Source organism: uncultured Selenomonas sp. (assembly GCF_963528755.1).
Classification (GTDB): Bacteria; Bacillota; Negativicutes; order Selenomonadales; family Selenomonadaceae; genus Selenomonas.
This window is the reverse complement of the sequence record NZ_CAURXA010000004.1, coordinates 1-21,250: the sequence shown is the minus strand read 5'-3', so window position 1 is coordinate 21,250 and position 21,250 is coordinate 1. Positions and strand designations below refer to the sequence as shown.

At 56.8% G+C, this 21,250-nt stretch carries 21 protein-coding genes, 1 tRNA gene and 1 CRISPR repeat array; of the genes, 4 read left to right on the top strand and 18 right to left on the bottom strand.

All coding sequences use genetic code 11. From position 1 onward, the window contains the following. Positions 1-59: 59 nt before the first annotated feature. From RWS31_RS05700 to RWS31_RS05685, 4 genes are all read right to left on the bottom strand, one after another. Positions 60-1,160 carry a metal ABC transporter permease gene (locus RWS31_RS05700; RefSeq protein ID WP_314596615.1) on the bottom strand — a complete coding sequence of 367 codons (1,101 nt, stop codon included), beginning with the start codon at positions 1,158-1,160 and terminating at the stop codon, positions 60-62. Next, positions 1,157-2,026 (bottom strand): metal ABC transporter permease, encoded by an 870-nt coding sequence (locus tag RWS31_RS05695; protein ID WP_006193844.1) that lies wholly within the window; start codon positions 2,024-2,026, stop codon positions 1,157-1,159. Before RWS31_RS05695 ends, RWS31_RS05700 begins: the two co-directional genes overlap by 4 nt. Positions 2,027-2,028: 2 nt before the next feature. Continuing rightward, positions 2,029-2,751 (bottom strand): metal ABC transporter ATP-binding protein, encoded by a 723-nt coding sequence (locus RWS31_RS05690; RefSeq protein WP_006193845.1) that lies wholly within the window; start codon positions 2,749-2,751, stop codon positions 2,029-2,031. A gap of 92 nt (positions 2,752-2,843) precedes the next feature. Continuing rightward, a complete protein-coding gene (locus RWS31_RS05685) occupies positions 2,844-3,800 on the bottom strand; it encodes a metal ABC transporter solute-binding protein, Zn/Mn family (protein WP_314596614.1) in 957 nt (318 codons plus the stop codon). Between the two features lie 618 nt (positions 3,801-4,418). Between RWS31_RS05685 and RWS31_RS05680 the strand changes: the two genes are divergently transcribed. From RWS31_RS05680 to RWS31_RS05670, 3 genes are all read left to right on the top strand, one after another. Then, entirely contained in the window at positions 4,419-4,871 is a 453-nt protein-coding gene (locus tag RWS31_RS05680) for a MarR family transcriptional regulator (RefSeq protein WP_314596613.1), read from the top strand. Positions 4,872-4,982: 111 nt separating this feature from the next. Next, positions 4,983-5,870 (top strand): Mrp/NBP35 family ATP-binding protein, encoded by an 888-nt coding sequence (locus tag RWS31_RS05675; protein ID WP_314596612.1) that lies wholly within the window; start codon positions 4,983-4,985, stop codon positions 5,868-5,870. Positions 5,871-6,262: 392 nt separating this feature from the next. Continuing rightward, positions 6,263-7,993 carry a methyl-accepting chemotaxis protein gene (locus tag RWS31_RS05670; protein WP_314596611.1) on the top strand — a complete coding sequence of 577 codons (1,731 nt, stop codon included), beginning with the start codon at positions 6,263-6,265 and terminating at the stop codon, positions 7,991-7,993. Positions 7,994-8,114: 121 nt separating this feature from the next. On the opposite strand, the gene RWS31_RS05665 is transcribed toward RWS31_RS05670, so the two are convergent. The 10 genes from RWS31_RS05665 to RWS31_RS05620 all read right to left on the bottom strand — a co-directional run bounded on the left by RWS31_RS05665 (position 8,115) and on the right by RWS31_RS05620 (position 17,031). Next, complete coding sequence (locus RWS31_RS05665; RefSeq protein WP_314596610.1) at positions 8,115-8,978, bottom strand: LapA family protein; 864 nt, start codon at positions 8,976-8,978, stop codon at positions 8,115-8,117. A 63-nt stretch (positions 8,979-9,041) separates the two neighbouring features. Next, complete coding sequence (locus RWS31_RS05660) at positions 9,042-11,060, bottom strand: GGDEF domain-containing phosphodiesterase (protein WP_314596609.1); 2,019 nt, start codon at positions 11,058-11,060, stop codon at positions 9,042-9,044. A gap of 465 nt (positions 11,061-11,525) precedes the next feature. Further along, positions 11,526-12,122 carry a 2-amino-4-hydroxy-6-hydroxymethyldihydropteridine diphosphokinase gene (gene folK, locus RWS31_RS05655; RefSeq protein WP_314596608.1) on the bottom strand — a complete coding sequence of 199 codons (597 nt, stop codon included), beginning with the start codon at positions 12,120-12,122 and terminating at the stop codon, positions 11,526-11,528. Further along, on the bottom strand, positions 12,119-12,481 hold the full coding sequence (gene folB / locus RWS31_RS05650) for a dihydroneopterin aldolase (RefSeq protein ID WP_314596607.1): 363 nt from the start codon (positions 12,479-12,481) through the stop codon (positions 12,119-12,121). The genes folK and folB overlap by 4 nt, the downstream gene beginning before the upstream one ends. Continuing rightward, the gene (folP, locus tag RWS31_RS05645; RefSeq protein ID WP_314596606.1) at positions 12,468-13,337 is read right to left on the bottom strand and encodes a dihydropteroate synthase; all 870 of its coding nucleotides are present in this window, start codon (positions 13,335-13,337) and stop codon (positions 12,468-12,470) included. Before folP ends, folB begins: the two co-directional genes overlap by 14 nt. Before the next feature lie 5 nt (positions 13,338-13,342). Further along, positions 13,343-13,912, bottom strand: coding sequence for a GTP cyclohydrolase I (folE, locus tag RWS31_RS05640; protein ID WP_314596605.1), 570 nt, complete (start codon positions 13,910-13,912; stop codon positions 13,343-13,345). Between the two features lie 68 nt (positions 13,913-13,980). Continuing rightward, positions 13,981-14,055, bottom strand: a tRNA-Arg gene (locus RWS31_RS05635). Between the two features lie 85 nt (positions 14,056-14,140). Then, a complete protein-coding gene (gene murA, locus RWS31_RS05630) occupies positions 14,141-15,406 on the bottom strand; it encodes a UDP-N-acetylglucosamine 1-carboxyvinyltransferase (protein ID WP_314596604.1) in 1,266 nt (421 codons plus the stop codon). A gap of 462 nt (positions 15,407-15,868) precedes the next feature. Next, positions 15,869-16,099, bottom strand: coding sequence for a glutaredoxin domain-containing protein (locus tag RWS31_RS05625; RefSeq protein ID WP_314596603.1), 231 nt, complete (start codon positions 16,097-16,099; stop codon positions 15,869-15,871). Beyond that, positions 16,093-17,031 (bottom strand): FAD-dependent oxidoreductase, encoded by a 939-nt coding sequence (locus tag RWS31_RS05620; protein WP_314596602.1) that lies wholly within the window; start codon positions 17,029-17,031, stop codon positions 16,093-16,095. Before RWS31_RS05620 ends, RWS31_RS05625 begins: the two co-directional genes overlap by 7 nt. 176 nt (positions 17,032-17,207) lie before the next feature. On the opposite strand from RWS31_RS05620, the gene RWS31_RS05615 reads away from it, so the two are divergent. Beyond that, positions 17,208-18,176, top strand: a complete 969-nt coding sequence (locus RWS31_RS05615) for a DUF134 domain-containing protein (RefSeq protein ID WP_314596601.1) — start codon at positions 17,208-17,210, stop codon at positions 18,174-18,176. 113 nt (positions 18,177-18,289) lie between these two features. Here the strand turns inward: RWS31_RS05615 and RWS31_RS05610 are convergent, their stop codons facing one another. Genes RWS31_RS05610 through RWS31_RS05595 form a run of 4 tightly spaced genes read right to left on the bottom strand, consistent with a single transcriptional unit; the run spans position 18,290 to position 20,029 of the window. Next, on the bottom strand, positions 18,290-18,595 hold the full coding sequence (locus RWS31_RS05610) for a hypothetical protein (RefSeq protein ID WP_314596600.1): 306 nt from the start codon (positions 18,593-18,595) through the stop codon (positions 18,290-18,292). Positions 18,596-18,600: 5 nt separating this feature from the next. Continuing rightward, positions 18,601-19,530 carry a HipA domain-containing protein gene (locus tag RWS31_RS05605; RefSeq protein WP_314596599.1) on the bottom strand — a complete coding sequence of 310 codons (930 nt, stop codon included), beginning with the start codon at positions 19,528-19,530 and terminating at the stop codon, positions 18,601-18,603. Further along, positions 19,523-19,744 carry a hypothetical protein gene (locus RWS31_RS05600; protein ID WP_314596598.1) on the bottom strand — a complete coding sequence of 74 codons (222 nt, stop codon included), beginning with the start codon at positions 19,742-19,744 and terminating at the stop codon, positions 19,523-19,525. Before RWS31_RS05600 ends, RWS31_RS05605 begins: the two co-directional genes overlap by 8 nt. 60 nt (positions 19,745-19,804) lie before the next feature. Then, positions 19,805-20,029 (bottom strand): glycosyl transferase, encoded by a 225-nt coding sequence (locus tag RWS31_RS05595; protein ID WP_314596597.1) that lies wholly within the window; start codon positions 20,027-20,029, stop codon positions 19,805-19,807. 229 nt (positions 20,030-20,258) lie between these two features. Then, positions 20,259-21,225: a CRISPR direct-repeat array (repeat unit 32 nt; unit sequence ATTTCAATCCACGCGCCCACGTGGGGCGCGAC). Positions 21,226-21,250 lie beyond the last annotated feature (25 nt).

Genomic DNA, 21,250 nt, shown 5'->3' with positions numbered 1-21,250 from the left:
ACACATTTGTTCCATACCTTTACATTATAGTACAAATGATATGAATTTGCAACTCCTCCTCAGATCACATACTCCTCGCAAAGCGCACGATAGCACTCCTCCCCCTTCTCCGTCAGCAGGTAGTAACCGCCCGAACGGCGCACGATGCCGGCTTCCTTCAATCTCTCGCTGACGCGCCGCATCTCCCTTTCGCTCCAGCGCAGGTGCTCGGCGATGTCGCGCACAGCGTTTTCCTCGCTGTAAAGGTTCTCGGCGGTATGCGTGCCGAGGTGGATGATCAAAAGCTCCTCCTTGAGCCGCGCCTTGCGCCGCATGCGCTTCAAACGCCGCGTGATGACGCCCTTCGGATAGACGAAGACGGCGACGACGTAGATGAGCATGTTGACGAGAGCGCACATGCCCGCCATCGAAGCGTTGAAGTGAAGCGCGAGGCCGTAGCCGATGGCGCTGCCGAGGACACCGAAGAACACGGCGAGAAAGAGCGCGTGATGCAGGCGCTTCGTGAAGAGAAGCGCCGCCGCCGCGGGCGCGATGAAGAACGAAATGACGAGGATCGAGCCGACGGCGTCGAATGCCGCGACCGTCGTCAGGGAAATCAGCGTCATGAGCGCGTAGAAGATCGCGCCCGTCGCCATGCCGATGAGACGCGCGTTCTCCTCGTCAAAGGTCGAGAGCTTGAGTTCCTTGTAAAAGAGCGTGATGAACGCCGCATTGACGAGGAAGATCGCGCCCATCTTGACGGTGGAGGATGCAATCTCGTGCCCGAAAAGCGTCACCGTATCGAGTCCCGCATAGACGACCTCGCCCATCAGCACCATGTCAGTGTCGAGGTGCACGTTGCCCGCATACTTGCTGATGAGGATGACGGCGAGCGAGAAGAGCACGGGAAAGACGATGCCGATCGCGTCGTCGCTCTTCGTCGTCTTCGTCTTTCCCAGAAGCTCGACGAGCAGCACGGTCACGACGCCCATGAGCGCCGCACCGAAAAGCAGCCACGGTGACGAGAGGTCGCGCACGAGGAAGAACGCGAGCACGATGCCGAGGAGCACCGTGTGACTGATCGCATCTGCCATCATCGAGAGATTGCGCAGGAGCAGGAACACGCCGGGCAGGGCGCACGCCGCCGCCGTCAGGGCGAGCACGACGAAAGAATCGGTCATGCCTCTTCCCTCCTTCCGCGCTTTCTGAACGCACCCCGCTTGCCGAAGAACATGGACAAAAAGGCGATGGCAGAGGCTGCCAAAATGATGCTCGGCCCCGTCGACATGCCCTGCTCCAGCGTGCTCACATAGGTGCCTGCGAGAGCTGCGACGACGCCGAAGACGGCGCTCAGGAAGAGCACGTGCGCAAAATCGTCCGACCACTGGCTCGCCGCGACGCACGGGATGATGAGGAAGGAGCTGATGAGAATCGCGCCGACCGCCTTGATGCCGATGCCGATGACGGCGATCGTCAAAAAGGGCAGCAGGACTTGCAGCAGGCGCACGGGAAGCCCCACGGCACGCGCATACTCGGCATCGAAGACGAAGACCTTCAGCTCCTTGTAGAACGCGAAGAGCAGCGCCGCGCAGAGCGCAGCGACGAAGGCGATGAGCTTCACATCGGCTTCGAGCATGTACGCCGCCTGCCCGAAAATGTACGTCTCAAGCCCCGCCTGTGACGCGCCGCGATAAGCTTCGTTCCCCTGAATGAAGCTCTTCAAGACCATGCCGAGGCCGAAGAAGCCCGAGAGGAATACGGCGAGGTTGGCATTGAGTCCGACGCGCGTGTTCTCGTGCGCCGCCTGAATGGCGAAAAAGGTGACGGCGGCCGCCGCCATTGCGCCGACGAGCAGCACGGCGGGGCTTCGCGTCGAAAACGCCATGAAGGCGAGGACGACGCCCGGAAACGTCGCATGTCCGATGGCGTCGCCGATGAGGCTCTGCCCCTTGTAGACGCTCAGAGCGCCGACGGGCGCCGCGACCGCCGCGAGAAGTGCCGTGCCGAGGGCGATGATCTGGAAAGCGTAGTTCATCAGAATGTCCATCGTCAACGCTCCTTCGGACGGAAGGCGAGCGCGAGCGCCGCTTCCTTGTCCATATCCTTCAAGTAGCCGCTCGCCTTGATCGTACGATTCAGAACGACGAGGTAGTCGAAGTACATGTCGAGCGTCGAAAGATCGTGATGCACGGCGATCACCGTCTTCCTTGCCTTCTGCAGCGCGACGAACTTATCCATGACGATGCGCTCCGTCGTCTCGTCCACGCCCGCCAGCGGCTCGTCCATGATGTAGAGGTCGCTTTCCTGCGCGAGTGCGCGCGCGATGAAGACGCGCTGCTTCTGGCCGCCCGAAAGCTCCGAGATCTGGCGCTCGGCGAGCTTTTCAAGCTGCATCTCAGCGAGCGCCGCCCTCGCCCTCTCGCGATCCTCCCTGCCCGGGCGGCGCATGAGCCCGATATGCACATAGCGTCCCATGAGCACGACATCGAACACCGTCGTCGGGAAATCCCAGTTGACCGCGCCGCGCTGCGGCACATAGGCGATGCGCTCGCGCACCTCGTCGATCGTCTTGCCCCAAAGGCGCACATAGCCCGCGACGGGCTTCTCAAGACCGAGGACTCCCTTCAGGAGCGTCGATTTTCCTGCGCCGTTCGGCCCGACGATCGCACATCGTACACCCGTCGGCACATCGAGATCGATGTCCCAGAGCACCGCGCTCTCGCGGTACGCCATCGTCACATCCTCCACATGAAGCAGCATCTTTTCTCCCATATTCCGCCTTCTTTCCCTAGAATCAGCCAACTCGACCGCATCGAACGGAAAAAGCAAAAAAGGGCGGTCGCCCGCCCTTCTTCCCTTTTTCCTTACTTCAGATGACGGACGATCAGATCGACGTCAAACCGATACATGTCGATGAACGTATCTCCCTTCTGCCCTGCGGGTGCGAGCGAATCGGAAAACAGTTCATTCCCCTCGCCGCCGACGATCTCGACATCGAAGCCCTTCGACCGCACGATTTCCTGCAGCTTCTTCATGCGCTCGGGATTCGTCGTACTCTCGGCGAAGACCGCCTTGACCTTGTGCTCGACGATGAAGTCTGCGGTCTTTTCAATGTCAGCATTCGCCACCTCAGAATTCGTGCTCACGCCCTGCGGCGCGACGACCGTCATGCCGTAGCTCTTGGAGAAATAGTTGAAAGCGTCGTGCGGCGTGACGAGGTTTCGCTTGCCCTCGGGAATGGACGCAATCTTCTCCTTGACCTCGGCGTCGAGCGCATCGAGCTTGGCGAGGTATGCAGCCGAGTTCGCCCGAATCTCCTTCTCATGCTCGGGCACGAGCTTGGAGAGACTATCCGCCGCCTTCTCCGTCGCCTTCTTGTAGAGCGCAATGCTGAACCAGAAGTGCGGATCGACGACGCTCTCGCCGTCCTCTTCCATGCGCAGTACAGCGTCCGCCGGGAAGTCCGCCGTCACCGCCGTACCGCGCTTTTCAAGGATTTCGACCATCTTGCCCTCGAAATGCAGCCCGTGGTAAAGCACGAGATCGGCATCCTTGAGCTTTTTGAGGTCTGCCGGCTGTGCGACGTAAAGATGCGGGTCTTCGCCTGCCGGAATGACGAGGTCAATATCGACGTAGTCGCCCGCCAGCTCCTTCGTCATGTCGGCGAGAAACGACGTCGTCACCGTGACCTTCTTCTTGCCCGAGGGCGCATCCCCCGCTGCACCGCCGCAGCCCGCCGTCAGAAGCGCCGCCACGAGGCACAGAGCCAGCAGAAACAGCCCCTTGCCGTTCCCACGAAGCATCCTCTTCAAAAAATTCATATTGCACCTTCTTTCGAGATTTTCTTAGCATGTAGTATAGCACGTTCCTCGAAGGTTGTAAATGAGATAGAGTATCATTATTTTATTTATATATGAAGGTTTTGTGATAAGATTCATCTATAAAGCAATTCGTCAAAGCTTCCTAAAAAAAACAGCATGCGCTCCCATCGGAAACACATGCTGTTTGAGTGCCTTGCGGCGTTTTGCTTTATGTGATTATGTGGTATGCAGGATGCGTCGCCTTATCCCTTCTGCACTTCTTCGCCGAGAAGCCGAAATACCGTAGCGCATACAAGGGCCGATACTGCCAAAACGATGGTGCTCATAATGAATAACCTCCTGTTTTCATCCAAATAAATCATGCAATACTTCAAATCAAATGTCCGAAGCACGGAATTTTCTCTTCATCCATATAAGCAGCTCTTTTCCTCTTCGCGTTCGGGAGAAGCTGCTTACATGTTTTATTATACACGTAAAATATATTTTGTCAAATGTAATTTTATAAAATATCATTTTTTCATATTTTATTTTTCTACATTTCGTTTGCTTGTATTTTATTTATCTGATAAAATATCGAAAAAGCACTGAAACAAGAATCATTCTATGGAGATGTTGTCAATGGCAAAAAAGAAATTCGATCCGCTTCTGCTGGAAAATCAGTTTTGTTTCCCACTCTACGCCACAGGCCGCAAGATCGTGGCCGCCTACAATCCCTTTCTGAAAAGGATCGGTCTGACCTATGCACAGTACGTCACGATGATGGTGCTCTGGGAAGAGCACACCGTCACCATGCACGATCTCGGCAAGCGCCTGTACCTCGACTCCGGCACCTTGACGCCCGTGCTCAAGAAGTTGGAAAGCATGGGGTATCTGAAGCGCCGCCGCAAGGCGGACGATGAGCGCGTGGTCGTCGTGGAGATCACGAAGGAAGGGGAAGCCCTGCGCGAAGAGGCGGAAAAGATTCCCTATGCGATGGGCTGCCTCGTCAATAAAAAAGGCACACTGTTCACCCTCGAAGAGGCCGAGGCGCTGAAGGAGCAGCTCTATCGCATCCTTCGTGCATTGGAATGACACAGCACAGCGCGGCTATTGACAATTCAAGAAAAAGGGGTAAGATAATAAATATACCCTATCCATTCAGAAAAATTTTCCATTATGTGTATAGCAAAGGAGAGATCCATCATGAGTGAAAATTGCAGCAGCGGCTGCAGTAGCTGTTCCTCGGCGGGCGGCTGCGGCGGCGCACAGCAGGAGCCACAGAGCCTTCTTACACCACCGAACGAACACAGCCATGTCAAGCGCGTCATCGCCGTCATGAGCGGCAAGGGCGGTGTCGGCAAGTCCCTCGTCACCTCGCTTCTCGCGACCGCCATGGCGCGGCGCGGCCATCGCGTCGGCGTGCTCGACGCCGACATCACGGGGCCTTCGATCCCGAAGGTCTTCGGCGTCAAGGGCGAAGTAGAGAAGGCGAACGCCGATGCTGCAGGCATCCGACCCTTGAAGAGCGCGGGCGGCATCGACATCATGTCGATCAACCTGCTCTTGAAGGAAGAGTCCGACCCCGTTGTCTGGCGCGGCCCCATCGTCGCGGGCGTCGTGCAGCAGTTCTGGCAGGACGTCGTCTGGGAGAATGAGGACTATCTCTTCGTCGACATGCCGCCGGGAACGGGCGACGTTCCTCTGACCGTGCTGCAGTCCCTGCCCATCGACGGCATCATCGTCGTGACCTCGCCGCAGGAGCTCGTCTCCATGATCGTCGAAAAGGCGGTCAAGATGGCCGGACTGATGAACGCCCCCATCCTCGGCATCATCGAGAACATGGCGTACTTCAAGTGCCCCAACTGCTCGGCAGAGCACAAGATCTTCGGCGACAGCCACATCGAGGAGATCGCCCGCGACTACTACCTGCCGCTTCTCGCGCGCCTGCCGATCGAGCCGAAGCTCGCCGCGCTCTGCGACGCCGGCAAGATCGAGTCGTTCGAGGGCGACTGGGTCGACGCTGCGGCGTTACTCTTGGAAGAACTGCCCGAGCATGATGCAACCGAGGTCGATGACTTCAAAGAATCGTAAACTGCTGTCCCGCAAGGGACGCAAACTATAGGAATCACTGATAAATTCAGCCACCCATCTTCACACATCTGCGCTGTCCTCTCGTCGTCGACAAATCCTCGACGTAGCACCGCTACGCCTGCGGTTTGTCTCCTCGATAGATACAGCGCATCTGTGCAAATCTGGGCGACCTCATTTTATCAGCGCTTCCTATAGCGAAAAGCCGCTCAGTACCGCCATCTCAGCACAGAAGGCGTATCGGGGGGCTTTTTCTTCTTCCATTTTCCGCGATACGACAAAACGAAAAAAATCCATTAAAATCAGAAAAAATTTCTCGAAGGATTTTTCCTCAGAACGTCGAAGGCTAATAGAGTAAAGTTTCAACTCAACGTAAATCAATGGAGATGGTTCTAATGAAAAACATGACCGTGGCAAACAAGATTCTGTTCTCTTTCAGCATCTTGCTCATTGCCTTCATTGCTTTCGGCGTCTTCGCCTATCATTCCGTAAGTGAACTCGACGATCTCAATACGGGGATCAACCAACGCACGACCCTCGTCGCCAATTCGAACAGGGTCGCGCAGGCCATGCAGAAGACGCGCCTCTACATCTTCTATCAGGTGGTGTCAACTGATCCTGCGCAGAAACAAGATTTCGCCCAAAAGATCCAAGATGCGCGTCAGGATGTGGATGATGCGTTCAATGCCCTGCGCGAGGCAAAGAAAAACACGGATTTCGGCTCGCCCGACATCACGAAACAGGCGCTCTCCGAACTCGATGCAGAGCAGGAACTTTGGGAGAACTACAAGCGCATGAGTCAGGCGGGCGATGCCATGAAGAAGGCGGACAATCGGGAAGAGGCCGAAACCTTCATCCTTGCGCCCGAGCTCGTCAAGGCGTTCGATGCCGCTGTCGCCGGCATCAACCAGGACGCTCAGAACTGCATCAAAGACGCTGCGACGCAGAAGGAACTCAGCCAGGCAAAAGAAACGCAGATCGCCGTCATCACCATCGTCGCTCTGCTCCTCGTCATCGCCCTGACGCTCGCCGTCCTCTACTGGCTGCGCCGCGAAATCAACAACGCCGTGCAAGGATTCCTGCAGGCCGTGCGCCGCGCCGCAGGCGGCGACCTCAGCGTTCATGCGCCCGTGGAGAATCAGGACGAATTTGGTGAGATGGCGACAGCGTTCAACGGCATGATTGACAACATGCGCTCGATGACGAAGAAGATCCAAGACACCGCCGCTTTCGTCTCCGACACATCCGAGCAGCTCACGGCGAACGCCAACCAGTCTGCTGAGGCCACGCAGAGCGTCGCTCAGTCCATCACGGAGGTAGCCGAGTCCGCTGCCGTCCAGATGGATTCTCTCGGCGAAACGAAGCATGAGATTGACGCCCTGTCCGACGGCATCAGCCAAGCCGTCAGCCGCATCGCCACGATCCGCAAGAACATCGAGGACACCGTCGAGCGCGCCAACGAAGGTAATGACCTCGTGAAATCGACCGTCGAGCAGATGAACACAATTTCTGAGACGGTCGACCAATCGGCGCAGATTGTCGAAAAGCTCGGTCAGCGCTCGCAGGAAATCGGCGAGATCATCTCGACGATTTCGGGCATTGCCGAGCAGACGAATCTCCTCGCTCTGAATGCCGCCATCGAGGCTGCGCGCGCCGGCGAGAACGGACGCGGCTTTGCCGTCGTCGCCGAGGAAGTCCGAAAGCTCGCCGAAGAATCCCAGCAGGCAGCACAGCAGATCGGCGACCTCATCAGTTCCATCCAGACCGAGACGGAGCAAGCAGTCAGCGCCATGAAGGACGGCCGCGAACAGGCTGAGAAGGGGCTGGAGAATGTCTCTTCGACAGGCCAGGGCTTCTCGCGCATCCTAGAGCTCATCCGCATCTGCAGCGACGACAGCGCACAGATCACCGACACAATGCAGATCCTCGACGGACGCATCCACACGATCGTGAACCTCAGCGAGAACGTGAACAATTCCGCGAAACGTGCGAGCGACGCCTCGCAGAATGTATCTGCCGCCACCGAAGAGCAGGCCGCGGGCATGGAAGAAATCGCCGCAAGCTCGCGTGGCCTTGCAGACTCCGCAAAGAATCTGAAGGAAGAATCCGTCAAGTTCAAAGTGTGACACCGCATCTTTACATGAAAACCCCGCAGGCTCCAGACCTGCGGGGTTTTCATGTGCAAAGGGACGAAAAACTCCAGCAAAAATCTCTTCCTGCCGGAGTTCCTCATTCTTCCTATACGTCTTATTCTCCCGACAGCATGATCTTGCCGGGGCGCTGCGGCGCCCAGAGACTGCCCATGAGGCTGAAACGCGCAGGAGCTTCGACCTCCATGTGCGTGTACGTCTTTCCCTCCTGGTAGTTCGAGGCGAATGCTTCCTTCATGCCGCAGAAGCGATGGCGTTCCTCACTGTACGGAAGCGTGGGATCGGGAATGACATAGTAATCGTCCGAACCGTCGCCCTTCTCAACAGCCCAGAAGTCGCCTTCATCCCTCGTTTCAAACGTCGGTGGCGCATTCGGGTTCGTCTTCCGATCCTCAGGATTCGTGCAGGTGAACCGTTTGCTGGAGAACTCCGCCAAGAGGCTGGCAAAGCGCGCTTTTTGCAGAGCGGGGTCTTCTATATCGTTCGCCTCGCTGTACGCTTCCATAAAGCGTACGATCGGCGGTGATTCCGGCTCTCGTTCAGGCTCTGGCATCGGCTCAGGCTCAGGCTCTGGTTCAGGCTCAGGCATCGACTCTGGCTCTGGCATAGGCTCAAAGGGAGAGTCGATGTCCTCGGGCGGCTCTGCCGCAAAATCGTCCTCGCCGCAAACGCGCCGCCGCAGTTCGCGAACTTCCTTTCTCAGCTTGATATAGCCGACAAGCCCGACAACGATCAGCGCTAGCAGCATGAAGACCATGAACGATTCAATCAAGAGCGTCACATGGTAAAATTCCTCGACGTCTTCGAACAACATACCGACCGTACCACGCAGCTGCTCAAGCTCCTGCGGGTCGATGCGGGCGGCGAAGGCCTGCGCACTCCATCCCCCAAAAGCACATGCGCTAAGCACGAAGGCTCGCCACCCCGCACGCTTCATCCAACCCTTTTTCATTTCCAGCATTCCTCCCTTGCGCCAGGACGATTCGTACCTCTGCATGAAATCCTCCTCATGCAACTTTTTCCATCACCGTCCGGCTTCAGTAAGCGCAGATATATTCGATGCTTCCTGAAAATACTTTGTCTCGAACTCCTCGACTGGCATGGGCTTCGCAAAGAAATACCCCTGGAACATATCGCAGCCAAGCGACCGAAGATGCTCGACCTGCTCCTTCGTTTCCACGCCTTCCGTGATGACGCGCATGCCGAGCCACTTTGCCATGGCGATGACGGCATTCAATATGACGGAACTACGCTTTGGATTACCCGTCTGGCGCAAGAACCCCATATCGATTTTCAGAATGTCCGCCTCGATGTCCTTGAGCATGGAAAGCGAGGAGTAGCCGCTGCCGAAATCATCGATCTCGACTTCAAAGCCCGCCTCCTGCAGACTGCGGATGAGCTTGCTATACTTTTCGATGTCTCCCATCAAGGCCGTCTCTGTGATTTCCAGCTTCAGCTGTTTGGCGTCGATGCCATGCCGCTTCACAATGTCCGTCATCGTCTGGAAAATGTCGAGATGAAGCATGTCATTCACGGAAATGTTGACGGAGATCGTAAGCCCTTCCTTTTCTGTTCCCTGCCAACTTTTCAGAATCGCCGCCGCCTCTTCCCAGACATATTGGTCAAGGCGATGAATCTGTCCCGCATTCTCCAGTATGCCGATGAATTGCCCAGGCGCGAGGAAGCCTTTTTCGGGATGATCCCAGCGCACGAGTGCCTCCGCGCCGAGCAGTTCGCCTTCCGTCGAAACCTGCGGCTGCAGGTAGACGGCGAGCTGGCGCTCGGCCAAGCCTTCCTCGAAACTTCCCAAGATTTCCTTTTCGCGCAGTGTGCGCTCCATCAAGGCATCGTCATAGAATGCCACCTTGTTGCCGTTCTCATCGTGCAAGAAGGAAAGTGCAAGGTGCGCACGATCGCACATGACGGAAACGGGCATCTGCAGCTCCTGGATCTCATAGATGCCGAGATGAATGTTCAACTTGAATGAATTGCTGTCGAACGCCTGTCCCAAATGTTCCAGGCCGTCGAGCAAATCCTTTTCCGTAAAGCGCGATTTGTCCACATAGGCGGCAAAATGGTCGCCGTGCAGACGCGCTGCCGCGCCCGAATCCATGGCAAGGTCGGTGAAAAATTCCGCCAGGCTCTTCAGGATCTCATTTCCTTTCTCTTCGCCGAGAAGCTCGTTGACCAGTTTAAAATCCTTGATGTTCGAACAGATGATGCAGCGTTTTCCCTTCACGCCGTAGTCAAGTTCCTCGCGCACAGCGCCGTAGAAGCCCTCGCGGTCATAAAGTCCCGTGAGCTTGTCGCGCGACCATGATGACGTCTCGTCCTGCTCCTCCATCTCTCCCTGCCGGTCACGGATCGTGTAATAATAGCCCTTGTAATGCCCGTCCGCGTCAAAGAGTTTCGCCATCGTCACCCGATAAACGAATCGCTCGCCTTCGAGGAAGAATTCCTGCTCCCACGCTGCCGCGCTTTCCCACGGAAAATCCCAGCTTTCGTCCTTGAGCCACGTCATGAAGAAAGTGCGCAGAGCCTCAAGCTCGCCCGGCGGCACCTGGAAGGCACGGTATGCTTCAAGGTTGGCATAAATGCAGGAATCCTCTATATTGAAGCACAAGACGCCCGCATGAGCCGTATCTTTCGCACGCGAAAGAAGTTGCAGCACCTCGCGGTCACACATCGCGCGCGTATCCGCATTGCGCGGGTAGTTCGTCACCAGTTCTATCGTACAATGCAGGATACTCTTATCCGGCATCTCGATCTCAACCGGTGCGGAAAGGATATGGTAGATCTTGTCGGCCGAAATTTCATCCTTTTCAAAGTTTGACTGCGTCTCGGCGGCGCAGAAGCTCGTGCAGTGCCGGCAGCGACGCGTCCTTCCCCAAGTGGTGAAGCAACGCCCCTCGCGCTGCACCGTACCATCTGCTTCAAGATGAAGCACCTCACATGCCTTTGCATCCACAAAACGAGCGAAATCATATATATGTGCAAGATTTTGCTCCAGCTGACGCGCTTCCTGCATACTGAATCTCGCCATGCATTTCCCTCCTAAAGATACCACGGAGAGGACAGTCGCGCCATCCAAATTCCTTGGCGTAGTTCTCATGAAATCTCAATCAACCGAGTCTATTCTACCATGAAAATCCAAGAGGTCAAGCCCAAAGGGCGCAGAGCGATTGGCTTTTTCATGTAAGGGCGGCATACAATTTCCACAAAGTGGACGTTTGTGCGTGTAGTTTACCATGAAGCCCCAAGAGGTCAAGCCATAGGCGCAAACCGATTGGCTAGGCTTCTGTAAGGGCGACGCACAATTTCCACAAAGTGGACGTTTGTGCGTGTAGTTTACCATGAAGCCCCAAGAGGTCAAGCCATAGGCGCAGACCGATTGGCTAGGCTTCTGTAAGGGCGGCGCACAATGTCCACAAAGTGGACGTTTGTGCGTGTAGCTTACCATGTTCCAGCAGGAAAAGATAGCTTTTCTTTTGGAAGAAAAAACCTTCTGTCATTTTTTCATAGGACGATATACGCCACACCTGCGGCAAGCGGCAGATTCCGAAAGATCCTCCAACCATTCGTCGATTTTCCTGCCTCGGACAATCAACCCGGAAGCAATCTCCGTCAAGGGCAAAAGGACGAAGGCCCGTTCGTGAATATACGGATGCGGCAGGCGAAGCTCTGGCACTGCACTCTCGAATCCTTCGGCGAAGAGCAGGTCGATGTCGATCGTGCGCGGCCCCCAATGCTCCTTGCGCACGCGGCCGAGCGCACGCTCGATGCGCTGAGCGCGGCGCAGGAACACGAGGGGCGAAAGGCGCGTCTCCAAAGCGGCGCAGGCATTAAGAAACGGCGGTTGCTTCTCGTTTCCCCACGGCGGCGTCTCATAAAAAGAGGATACGCGTAGGAGCCGCGTATCCTCAAGATGAGCCAAAAGTCGCAAGGCTCGCCGCACGGAAGCGCAACGGTCACCGAGGTTCGCGCCGAGACCAAGATAGATGCGATACATTCTCTGCGTACGCCCTGCAATATTATGCGCAAGTCCCCGCTCCGCAAGGTGCACGTTCCTCACCCGTTCGCCAGCTCTCGCCTCTTCGCCGTTCATGCGCGGCCCCTCTCGATGCGCACGCAGACGTCGCAGAATGCGCCTGCAAGCGGTGCCTGAGGCTTATGCACGGCGATCTCAACGCGTGTAAGCGCCGCATACTTTTTGAGAAGCTGCGCTGCGATTTCCTCCGCTACCGCCTCGATGAGATTCTTCGCTTCTCCCTCAACAACGGTGCGCACGTCCTCGAACACCTCGGCATAATTGACGCTCCTGCAAAGCTCGTCCATGCGCCCCGCTTCAGCGAGGTCAAGGCAGAGCACGGCATCGACGATGAATTTCTGTCCCTTTTGACGCTCTTCAGCAAAGCAGCCGTGATAGCCGAAAAACTCCATGCCCGAAAGCTCAATCCTGTCCATGCTTCCCGCCCTCCAAGATGATGTCCGCCATGCGGCACATGCGTGCGATCTCCTTGACGTCGTGCACGCGCACGATGGATGCGCCTGCGGCGACGCCCAAAACCGTCGCCGCGCCCGTCGCTTCAAGCCGCTCCTCGACAGGGAGATCGAGCGCATAGCCGATGAAACTCTTGCGGCTCGCGCCCAAAAGCAGCGGATACGCTTCTCCGTCGAGCTTCATCAGCTCATGCAGACGATGCAGTACCTCGATGTTCGTCTCGGGCGTCTTGCCGAAGCCGATGCCCGGATCGAAGATTAGGTTCTCTTTCGCCACGCCCGCTTCCTCGGCAATGGCGCAGCTCTCGCGGAAGAAATCCTGCATAGCTTCGATGACGTCCGTCCTGTACACCGTACCCGTCTGATTGTGCATGACGACGACGGGCGCGTGGTACTCGGCTGCGACGCGAGCCATCGCGCCGCGTTCTTCCGCCGCGTACTGCAGGCCCCATATATCGTTGAGGATGTCCGCGCCAAGCCGCAAGGCAGCGCGTGCCGTCTCCGCCTTGAACGTGTCGATGGAGATCGGCACGGGAATCTTCGGCGCGATATGCTCCAAGAAGGGCGCGAGCCGCTCGATCTCCTCTGCCGCCGACACGGGCACGAAGCCCGGGCGCGACGACTCCGCGCCGACGTCGATGATCGCCGCGCCGTCCTCGACCATCGAAAGCGCGTGGTCGAGCGCCTTATCGAGCGTGTTCCACTTGCCGCCGTCTGAGAAAGAGTCGGGCGTCACGTTCAATATGCCCATGACGAGCGTCCCTTCGCCGACGGTCAGCTCCTTGCCCGACGGCAGTCGGTAATGCCTCTTCGCCTTCATCTGCCTCATCCCTCCTTCGCTCCGCGCATCAGAAGATCCCATGCCTCCTTGCCAAGAGCCGCATCGGCGGCGATCGTGCCGCCCGTCTCCGAAGTCAGCGTGCGCGTCCCGGGTGCAAGCTCGCCGCGCATCATCATGCACAGCTGACGCGCCTCGACGATGACGAGCACGCCCTCTGCCGAAAGCCCGCCGAGCACTGCGTCCGCGATCTCGCGCGTAAACCGCTCCTGCAGTTGCGGCCTCCTTGCGAGAAGATGCACGACATGGACGAACCTACCGAAGCCCGCGACCTTACCGTCCTTCGGCAAATAGGCGATATGCACCTCGCCGAAGAACGGCACGAGATGATGCTCGCACAGCGAATAAAACGGGATGTGCTGCACCGCTGTCAGTCCACGCGCCTTCGTCTCGAAAAGCTCGCCCCAAGCCGAAGACGCATCTTCGCCGCAGCCCGAAAAGAGCAGCTCAAACATCTCCGTCACGCGCTCCGGCGTCTTCTCCATGCCGCACGCCGCGAGATCGAGTCCCATCGCTTCAAGGAACTGGCGCATCGCCGCGCTCGCCTTTTCGTTCATCGTACCTTCCGCCTCTCGCAGATATGATAAAAAGGGCGCGAAAGCGCGCCCTCCTTCAGGTCATCCCATGGTGCGCTCGGCGGGAGTCGAACCCACGCTTTCAGCTCCGGAGGCTAACGTCCTATCCACTGGACTACGAGCGCATCAATAGAAACAATATATCACTTTTCCCGTAGGAATGTCAATTTTTATTTGCAGCAACCGGTTGCATCTGCTATCGATTTCCCTTCAATCATCCGTGCGGCGAATGTCCGCACCAAGCCCCACGAGTTTCTCCACGAGCTTGTCATAGCCGCGGTCGATGTGGTGGATATAGCCGACCTGCGTCTCGCCTTCGGAAACGAGACCCGCGAGCACCATGGCAGCGCCGGCACGCAGATCGGTCGCCTTGACCTGGCATCCCGTCAGATGATCGACGCCCTCGACGATGGACGTGCGCCCGTCAATCTTGATGGACGCCCCCATGCGCTTCAGTTCATCCACATGCATGAAACGGTTCTCGAAGACCGTTTCTGTCACGAGTCCCGCACCGTCTGCGATGGCGAGGAGCGCCATGAACTGCGCCTGCATGTCTGTCGGAAAGCCCGGATACGGCATCGTCTTGATGTCGACCGCCTTCGGCCTGTGGTCGCAGGTCACGCGAATGCCCTCAACAGCCTCCTCGATCGTGACGCCCGCCTCCTTGAGTTTGGCGATGACGGGCTTCAGATGCTCGGAAATAGCGTTTTCGATATAGACGTCGCCCTGCGTCATGGCGGCGGCGACCATGTAGGTGCCCGCCTCGATGCGGTCAGGGATGATCGTATAGTTGTGCCCTGTGAGCTTTTTGACGCCCTCGATCTTGATGACGTTTGTACCCGCGCCGCGCACCTTCGCGCCCATGACGTTCAGGAAGTTCGCGAGATCGACGATTTCCGGCTCCTGCGCAGGGTTTTCGAGCACAGTCTGCCCCTGTGCCATCGAGGCCGCCATGAGGATGTTTTCCGTCGCGCCGACGCTCGGGAAGTCGAGATAGATGCGCGCGCCCTTGAGTCCCGCGTCAGCGCGCGCCTCGATGTAGCCATGCCCGATCTCGATCTTTGCGCCCAGGGCCTCGAAGCCCTTGAGATGCAGGTCGATGGGGCGGGTGCCAATGGCGCAGCCGCCCGGCAGCGAGATCTTCGCATGACCAAGGCGTGCGAGCAGCGGCCCCATGATGAGGAAAGAAGCGCGCATCTTTCGCACAAGCTCGTAGGGCGCTTCCGTCCGCTTGATCTCGCAGCTGTCCACGGTCAGCGCGCTCGCCGCCTTGTCGAACGTAGCATGTACACCGAGCGCCCGCAGCACCTCCGTGATCGTATGCACATCATCGAGCGAAGGAACCTCCTCTAAGCGGCTTGGGGCGTCCTGCCCCAGAAGCGTCGCGGCGATGATGGGCAGCACAGCGTTCTTCGCACCGCTGATTTTCACGCGTCCCGCAAGCCGACAGCCGCCCTTTATAATCAACTTCTCCATGAAAGTCCCATTTCCTCCCCCACACACTGCAAGTTCCATCGAGCTAATGTGGCTAATATAGCAATTTATAGTTTACCATGAAACCCCAAGAAGTCAAGCCCGAAGGGCACAGACTGATTGGCCGGTTTCATGTAAGGCGTGTGGACATATGTACAGCGTGCCTCCTTGATGAAGCTGTCGCAGAAAGCGGACGAAAAACAGCTCATGCTGCTTCGCGCGACGGCTGAACATATGTCCAAAAAGTTTACCATGAAAGTCCAAGAAGTCAAGCCGTAGGCGCAGACTGATTGGCTCTTTCATGTAAGGGCGGCGCACAATGTCCACAAAGTGGACGTTTGTGCGTGTAGTTTACCATGAAACCCCAAGAAGTCAAGCCCGAAGGGCGCAGACTGAAAAAACGCCTGCACATGCACTTTTGCACATGCGGGCGTTTTTCGATACTGCCTGCGGCAGCAGTCACTCTCAAATACCGAGAATCGCATCGAGCTTCGCCTTGTCGAAGCTCACGACGAAATCCTTGCCGTTGACCGTCGTCACCGGCACGATGAGATCGCCCGAGATGGCCTCGCACTCCTTGCGCGCCGTCTCGTCCTCTTCGATGTTGTGCTCCTCGTAGGCGATGTTCTTCGACTTCAGATACTTCTTGACCTTGTCGCACCAAGGGCACTGCGTGATGGAATAGACCTTTACCATGATGTTTTCCCTCCTGTGATGTACTTCTCGGCGAGAAGCGCCGCCGTCGTGCCGTCGGATGCGGCAGTCGTCAGCTGATGGATCTCCTTCTCACGGATGTCGCCGGCGACGAAAACGCCGGGGATATTCGTGCGGCAGTCCTCGCCCGCGACGATATGACCCTTCTCGTTGATCTCAACCTGTCCTTCAAAGAGCGCCGTGTTCGGCTGCACACCGATGTTGACGAATATGGCGTCGACAGCAAGTTCCCGTGCCTCGCCCGCCTTCTTGTCAAAAATCTCGATAGATTCGAGCTTTCCCTCGCCCCGCAGGGCACGGATCTCCGTTTCGAGCAAGATCTCCGCCTTGGGATTTTCTCGGAGACGCTTTTGCGAAACTTCGTCGGCACGAAGGCGCGAGCGATGCACAAGGTAGAGCTTCTTCGCGTAACGCGAGAGGAAGTTCGCCGCATCGAGCGCCGCATTGCCGCCGCCCATGACAGCAATGATTTTATCTTGATACATGTGTCCGTCACAAAGCTCGCAATAGTGGACGCCGCGCCCCGCGTACTTTGCTTCCTCAGCGAGCGGCAGCTTCCTGCGGCTCATGCCCGAGGCGATGATGACGACGGGCGTCTCGTAAACGGCGCTCTCCGTCTCGACGCGCTTGACTGCGCCTTCGAGCGTGACCTTCTCAATCGCATCGAACTCGTCGACGACAGCGCCGAACTTCTCCGCCTGCTGCTGCACTGTCTGAATGAGGTCGCTGCCCGAGACGCTCAAAAAGCCCGGATAATTCTCAATGCCCGTGGCGTTCGCAATCTGCCCGCCGACAATGGCATTCTCCAGGACGAGCGTCGAAAAATTCATGCGTCCCGCATAGAGCGCCGCCGTCAGCCCTGCCATGCCCGCACCGATGATGACGACGTCCTTCTGTATCGTTTCCTTTGCCATGAAATCCCTCCTCTATTTTGATGAACGATATTGTTCTTTTCTCCATGAAAGGGCTAAATCCTGCAGTTTTCGCCAAAACGGCTTGACACTCTGTACCTTCCATGATACGATCATAACACAGTTATCGACATATGTCGATAACAAATCCGTAAAATATGTTAAAGGAGGCGGGGGCTGTGCCAAGACCGACACGGGGGCGAAGGATCTGCGTGCGTCCCGCCTACGAGCGCTTCACGCCTGCGGGCTTTCCCGGCGGCGAGGCCGTCACCCTGCTCCTCGAAGAGTACGAGTGCATACGCAGCATCGACCACGACGGGCTCAAGCAGGAGGAATGCGCCAAACGCATGGCGATCTCGCGCACGACGGTCGCCGAAATCTATGCCGCAGCACGCAAAAAAATCGCCGAGAGCCTCGTTCACGGCAGACCGCTCATCATCGAAGGCGGCTTCTACCAACTCTGCGACATGTCCGCACCGTGCGGCAAATGCTGCCCGCGTGCAGAAGCGCGTCAAGACTATTGCTTTTCGCCCCCGAGAAAGAAAGGAGAAGGAACGATGAGAATCGCAGTCCCCTATGAAAATGAAAACGGCACGGTGTTCCAGCACTTCGGCCACTCGCAGGCATTCAAATTCTACGACATCAAGGAGGACGCCGTAGAGAAATCGGAGGTCGTCAGCACGCAAGGCAGCGGTCACGGCGCACTCGCTGGATTTTTGAAGGAAAACGAAGTCGATGCGCTCATCTGCGGCGGTATCGGCGCGGGCGCGATCGAAGCGCTCCGAGATGCTGGCATCCGCGTCTACGCCGGCGTCAAGGGTGCGGCGGACGAAGCTGTCGCACAGCATCTCGCCGGTACGCTCGACTATACGACGGAAGCAAACTGCTCGCATCACGGTGAGGGACATGAGCACGCCGAAGGCGGCCATCGCTGTTCCCACGCGCACGGCGCGGGCGAAGGTCAGCATCGTCACGGCGAGGGCGAAGGTCACTGCGGTCAGCACCACGGTGAAAGCCAAGCGCACACACACCGTCACGGACAGGACGCCACCATGGGTGAAGGGCGCTGTCCGCATCGCGGCAAAGGCGGCGGACACGGTCACGGTCGCGGTGGCCACGGAGCAGGCCACGGCCCGCATCAGCAATAACCGCAGATACGGCTTGCCTTTCTCCATCCTCTGAATCTTTATCCGTGCTTCTCCGGCACTCCCCGGCAAAATTGAATGTTCATCTTGTCGGCTTCGGCTTCGCCGCGCATCTCCTAGAATTCCTGCCGCAGAGTTTCAAGCTCTGCGGCGATTTTTTTCGCCTTCTCGACAGCGAGGCGATTCTCATGTTCCACAGCTTCAAAGGAAGAAATCAGATATTCCGTCGTTCCTTTGATGTGTAGAGGCTTGCAGACATAAATCTTCGCCGTAAGCGGATTCATACTGCCGCTCCATAGCTCCAGATAATCCGCAGCCGTATCGTAGGCGAGGATGCAAGACGCATCCTTCAAGAGATCGCGCAGATAGTCGTTGTAGGTGTATGTGCTGCTCATCGGACTGTTCTCTTCTGCTCTTGCCATTTGTGTCAGCGGCTGAAGCCGCGGCTTTCCCCATCCTCGCGAGCCTGATGCTCCTGCGCTTTCTTCCATGCCGGAAGCAGCATCTGATTCAAGCGCATGGCGAGGGATTTCTTCATGTAGGTTTTGGAGATGTCGGTCATTCCCTCCGTCGCATCAATCAGCGCATCGATGCGCGGTGCCGCGAACTTGATTCTTGGGACGATCTCCAAAATCGACCGATGCAGGTCAGCCGGAGGCGCTTTCAAGATTTCATGATAGAAGATTCGCTTTCCTTGATAGCGATAGACAGAACACAAGTTATACTCTGTATTTTTGAAGCTTATATCATCTTCCAAGAGTTCCTCTTTTTCCCTGTCAGACACTAGCGGAGAAAGCGCTGAACCGCAATCATATACAGGCGCGGGAGATATTTTGCCATCAGACGATGCCATCACGCCCCAATTATCCAAATGACGATCCGTATTGCCAATAGCAGCATCCACTACGAACATTTCCCAGAAAAACTTTTTCAAGAGCATCTTGTCCTTGAGCGTCACATCAGTATCGATGATATACATAACATCGTCAATCGTAGTCTTGCTCCGTTTCTTGCTGTCCGTCTCATGTAAAAAGAACTTGCTGAATTCAATGAGAATACCTTCGTTGCTCGGGGAAAACACCTCGCACACCACCACAAGCTTCTCTTTTTCACTGTTCGGCGGCGTAGCACGTCCCAAGAAAGTGTTTTGTGCTGGAATCCCCAGCATCTGAAATATATGGCAGCCGATATATTCAGAGAAATGATTGTTGATGTATGGCTGTGATGTTTGTTTCAGCGCTCGATTGGGATCGGGAAACTTCACCATATAGAGCTTGTCGTTGTACTGCATCGTCCACTTGCTCTCTGAACCGCCGAAACGATTCGGCAGCCACTTCACATGTGTCAGATCAACCATCAATCAACCCTCCGAAATATGTCAGCATTTCCTCCCGGGTGCCTGATGAAATATCGCCTTCCTTCATGGCATATTTCGTTTCGGAATGAAGCCTCTGCATAGCAAGAACCATCTGGAGATGATTCTTTTCTTCATAAGCTCGATAAAATTCTTCCATATAGTCGCGAAGAAGTTCTTCGTAATCTTGCGGATCGTACTTATAGACTGCTTCCATGATGAATCCCTCGTTTCTTCGACCTGTCCTAGTGATTCGTATGCCATTCTATATAGAATATCAAGCATTCGAAATCAACTCGTCACAACAGAAAAGCATCTCAGCACGGTCTTTGGGAGACAGCATTCCTCCCTTCATCGCCTGTTTCGTGTCGTTGTACACACGCCGCCATGCGTGTTCCATGAGGAATACATCTCCCCCCTGCATCGCTTCGGCGAAAAGCGTCATGCTTTCTTCCAGATAGTCGACATAATCCTTTGGATTGTATTTGATTCGCTGCTCCATGATGCCTCTCCTTTTTTCGCGAGTTCTGGGTGCGTCAAGAGTTTTGTTTAAATCATTCTTCAGGACTCAATGCACAAAATATTCTCTCGCGCATCCTTGACCAAGCACACCTCACAGGAGGCTTACCAAAGCCCGTATTCCTCGCGTTTTTGAGTGTCGCACTTATCTGTGTCTCACGCGCGCGTGGGGAGCGACATGTGCGGAGGTTCTTCTTGTCGGCGTATTTCGGATTGCAATCCACACGCCCGTGTGGGCGCGACCCACGAAGTGGATTGCCCCTGCAAGCCGCGCCGTATTTCAATCCACGCGCTCCACGTGGGGGCCGACGGGCGGTCGATCGCATCAGTAAGCGCACCGCAAAATTTCAATCCACGCGCCCGCGTGGGGGCACGACCCATTTACCTTGCTTGTTTTGCTCGATTGTCACGATTTCAATCCACACGCCCCGCATGGGGGCGCGACGTGCCGTGGCGCGTCTGCGTCTGCACGAGCCGCCCATTTCAATCCACGCGCCCCGCATGGGGGCGCGACCTAAAGCGCGGCCTGCCCTGCGCCACAGGTTCGCCATTTCAATCCACACGCCCCGCATGGGGGCGCGACTAACGCACGTTGTGCACGGGCACGGCGTCCCAGAAATTTCAATCCACGCGCCCCGTGTGGGGGCGCGACGCCGACGGCGGAGCTGCCGAACGTCAAGGTACCTATTTCAATCCACGCGCCCGCGTGGGGCGCGACGTGCCGTACCTCTGCTCATATAGCACGGCATGCCGCATTTCAATCCACGCGCCCGCGTGGGGCGCGACGGCGCAGTAATGCAAATTTTGCCTTTTCTGTGTCATTTCAATCCACGCGCCCGCGTGGGGCGCGACGCAAGCGTGGCGTACTCCTTCAGCGTGTTCAGGTATTTCAATCCACGCGCCCACGTGGGGCGCGACGGTACCATTCATAGTGCAGCTCTTCCGGCACGGGATTTCAATCCACGCGCCCACGTGGGGCGCGACATTCGCTTCCTCCGTCTTGCGCTGCACATGCTCATTTCAATCCACGCGCCCACGTGGGGCGCGACCATAATTGTACCACTTTGCACGGTAGCATTCAACATTTCAATCCACGCGCCCACGTGGGGCGCGACAAAACGGGCAGGCACGCGGGCAGCCTCGCGTCAAATTTCAATCCACGCGCCCACGTGGGGCGCGACAAAACGGGCAGGCACGCGGGCAG

Excerpts from the sequence above, each read along its gene's own strand:
- folE (WP_314596605.1), bottom strand. The coding sequence starts at position 13,912 with ATGAACGAAAAGGCGAGCGCGGCGATGCGCCAGTTCCTTGAAGCGATG.
- RWS31_RS05610 (WP_314596600.1), bottom strand. The coding sequence starts at position 18,595 with ATGGCAAGAGCAGAAGAGAACAGTCCGATGAGCAGCACATACACCTAC.
- murA (WP_314596604.1), bottom strand. The coding sequence starts at position 15,406 with ATGGAGAAGTTGATTATAAAGGGCGGCTGTCGGCTTGCGGGACGCGTG.
- RWS31_RS05600 (WP_314596598.1), bottom strand. The coding sequence starts at position 19,744 with ATGGAAGCAGTCTATAAGTACGATCCGCAAGATTACGAAGAACTTCTT.
- RWS31_RS05675 (WP_314596612.1), top strand. The coding sequence starts at position 4,983 with ATGAGTGAAAATTGCAGCAGCGGCTGCAGTAGCTGTTCCTCGGCGGGC.
- RWS31_RS05700 (WP_314596615.1), bottom strand. The coding sequence starts at position 1,160 with ATGACCGATTCTTTCGTCGTGCTCGCCCTGACGGCGGCGGCGTGCGCC.
- RWS31_RS05695 (WP_006193844.1), bottom strand. The coding sequence starts at position 2,026 with ATGGACATTCTGATGAACTACGCTTTCCAGATCATCGCCCTCGGCACG.
- RWS31_RS05605 (WP_314596599.1), bottom strand. The coding sequence starts at position 19,530 with ATGGTTGATCTGACACATGTGAAGTGGCTGCCGAATCGTTTCGGCGGT.
- RWS31_RS05670 (WP_314596611.1), top strand. The coding sequence starts at position 6,263 with ATGAAAAACATGACCGTGGCAAACAAGATTCTGTTCTCTTTCAGCATC.
- RWS31_RS05685 (WP_314596614.1), bottom strand. The coding sequence starts at position 3,800 with ATGAATTTTTTGAAGAGGATGCTTCGTGGGAACGGCAAGGGGCTGTTT.
- folB (WP_314596607.1), bottom strand. The coding sequence starts at position 12,481 with ATGGACAGGATTGAGCTTTCGGGCATGGAGTTTTTCGGCTATCACGGC.
- RWS31_RS05625 (WP_314596603.1), bottom strand. The coding sequence starts at position 16,099 with ATGGTAAAGGTCTATTCCATCACGCAGTGCCCTTGGTGCGACAAGGTC.
- RWS31_RS05660 (WP_314596609.1), bottom strand. The coding sequence starts at position 11,060 with ATGGCGAGATTCAGTATGCAGGAAGCGCGTCAGCTGGAGCAAAATCTT.
- folP (WP_314596606.1), bottom strand. The coding sequence starts at position 13,337 with ATGAAGGCGAAGAGGCATTACCGACTGCCGTCGGGCAAGGAGCTGACC.
- RWS31_RS05690 (WP_006193845.1), bottom strand. The coding sequence starts at position 2,751 with ATGGGAGAAAAGATGCTGCTTCATGTGGAGGATGTGACGATGGCGTAC.
- folK (WP_314596608.1), bottom strand. The coding sequence starts at position 12,122 with ATGAACGGCGAAGAGGCGAGAGCTGGCGAACGGGTGAGGAACGTGCAC.
- RWS31_RS05680 (WP_314596613.1), top strand. The coding sequence starts at position 4,419 with ATGGCAAAAAAGAAATTCGATCCGCTTCTGCTGGAAAATCAGTTTTGT.
- RWS31_RS05665 (WP_314596610.1), bottom strand. The coding sequence starts at position 8,978 with ATGCTGGAAATGAAAAAGGGTTGGATGAAGCGTGCGGGGTGGCGAGCC.
- RWS31_RS05620 (WP_314596602.1), bottom strand. The coding sequence starts at position 17,031 with ATGGCAAAGGAAACGATACAGAAGGACGTCGTCATCATCGGTGCGGGC.
- RWS31_RS05595 (WP_314596597.1), bottom strand. The coding sequence starts at position 20,029 with ATGGAGCAGCGAATCAAATACAATCCAAAGGATTATGTCGACTATCTG.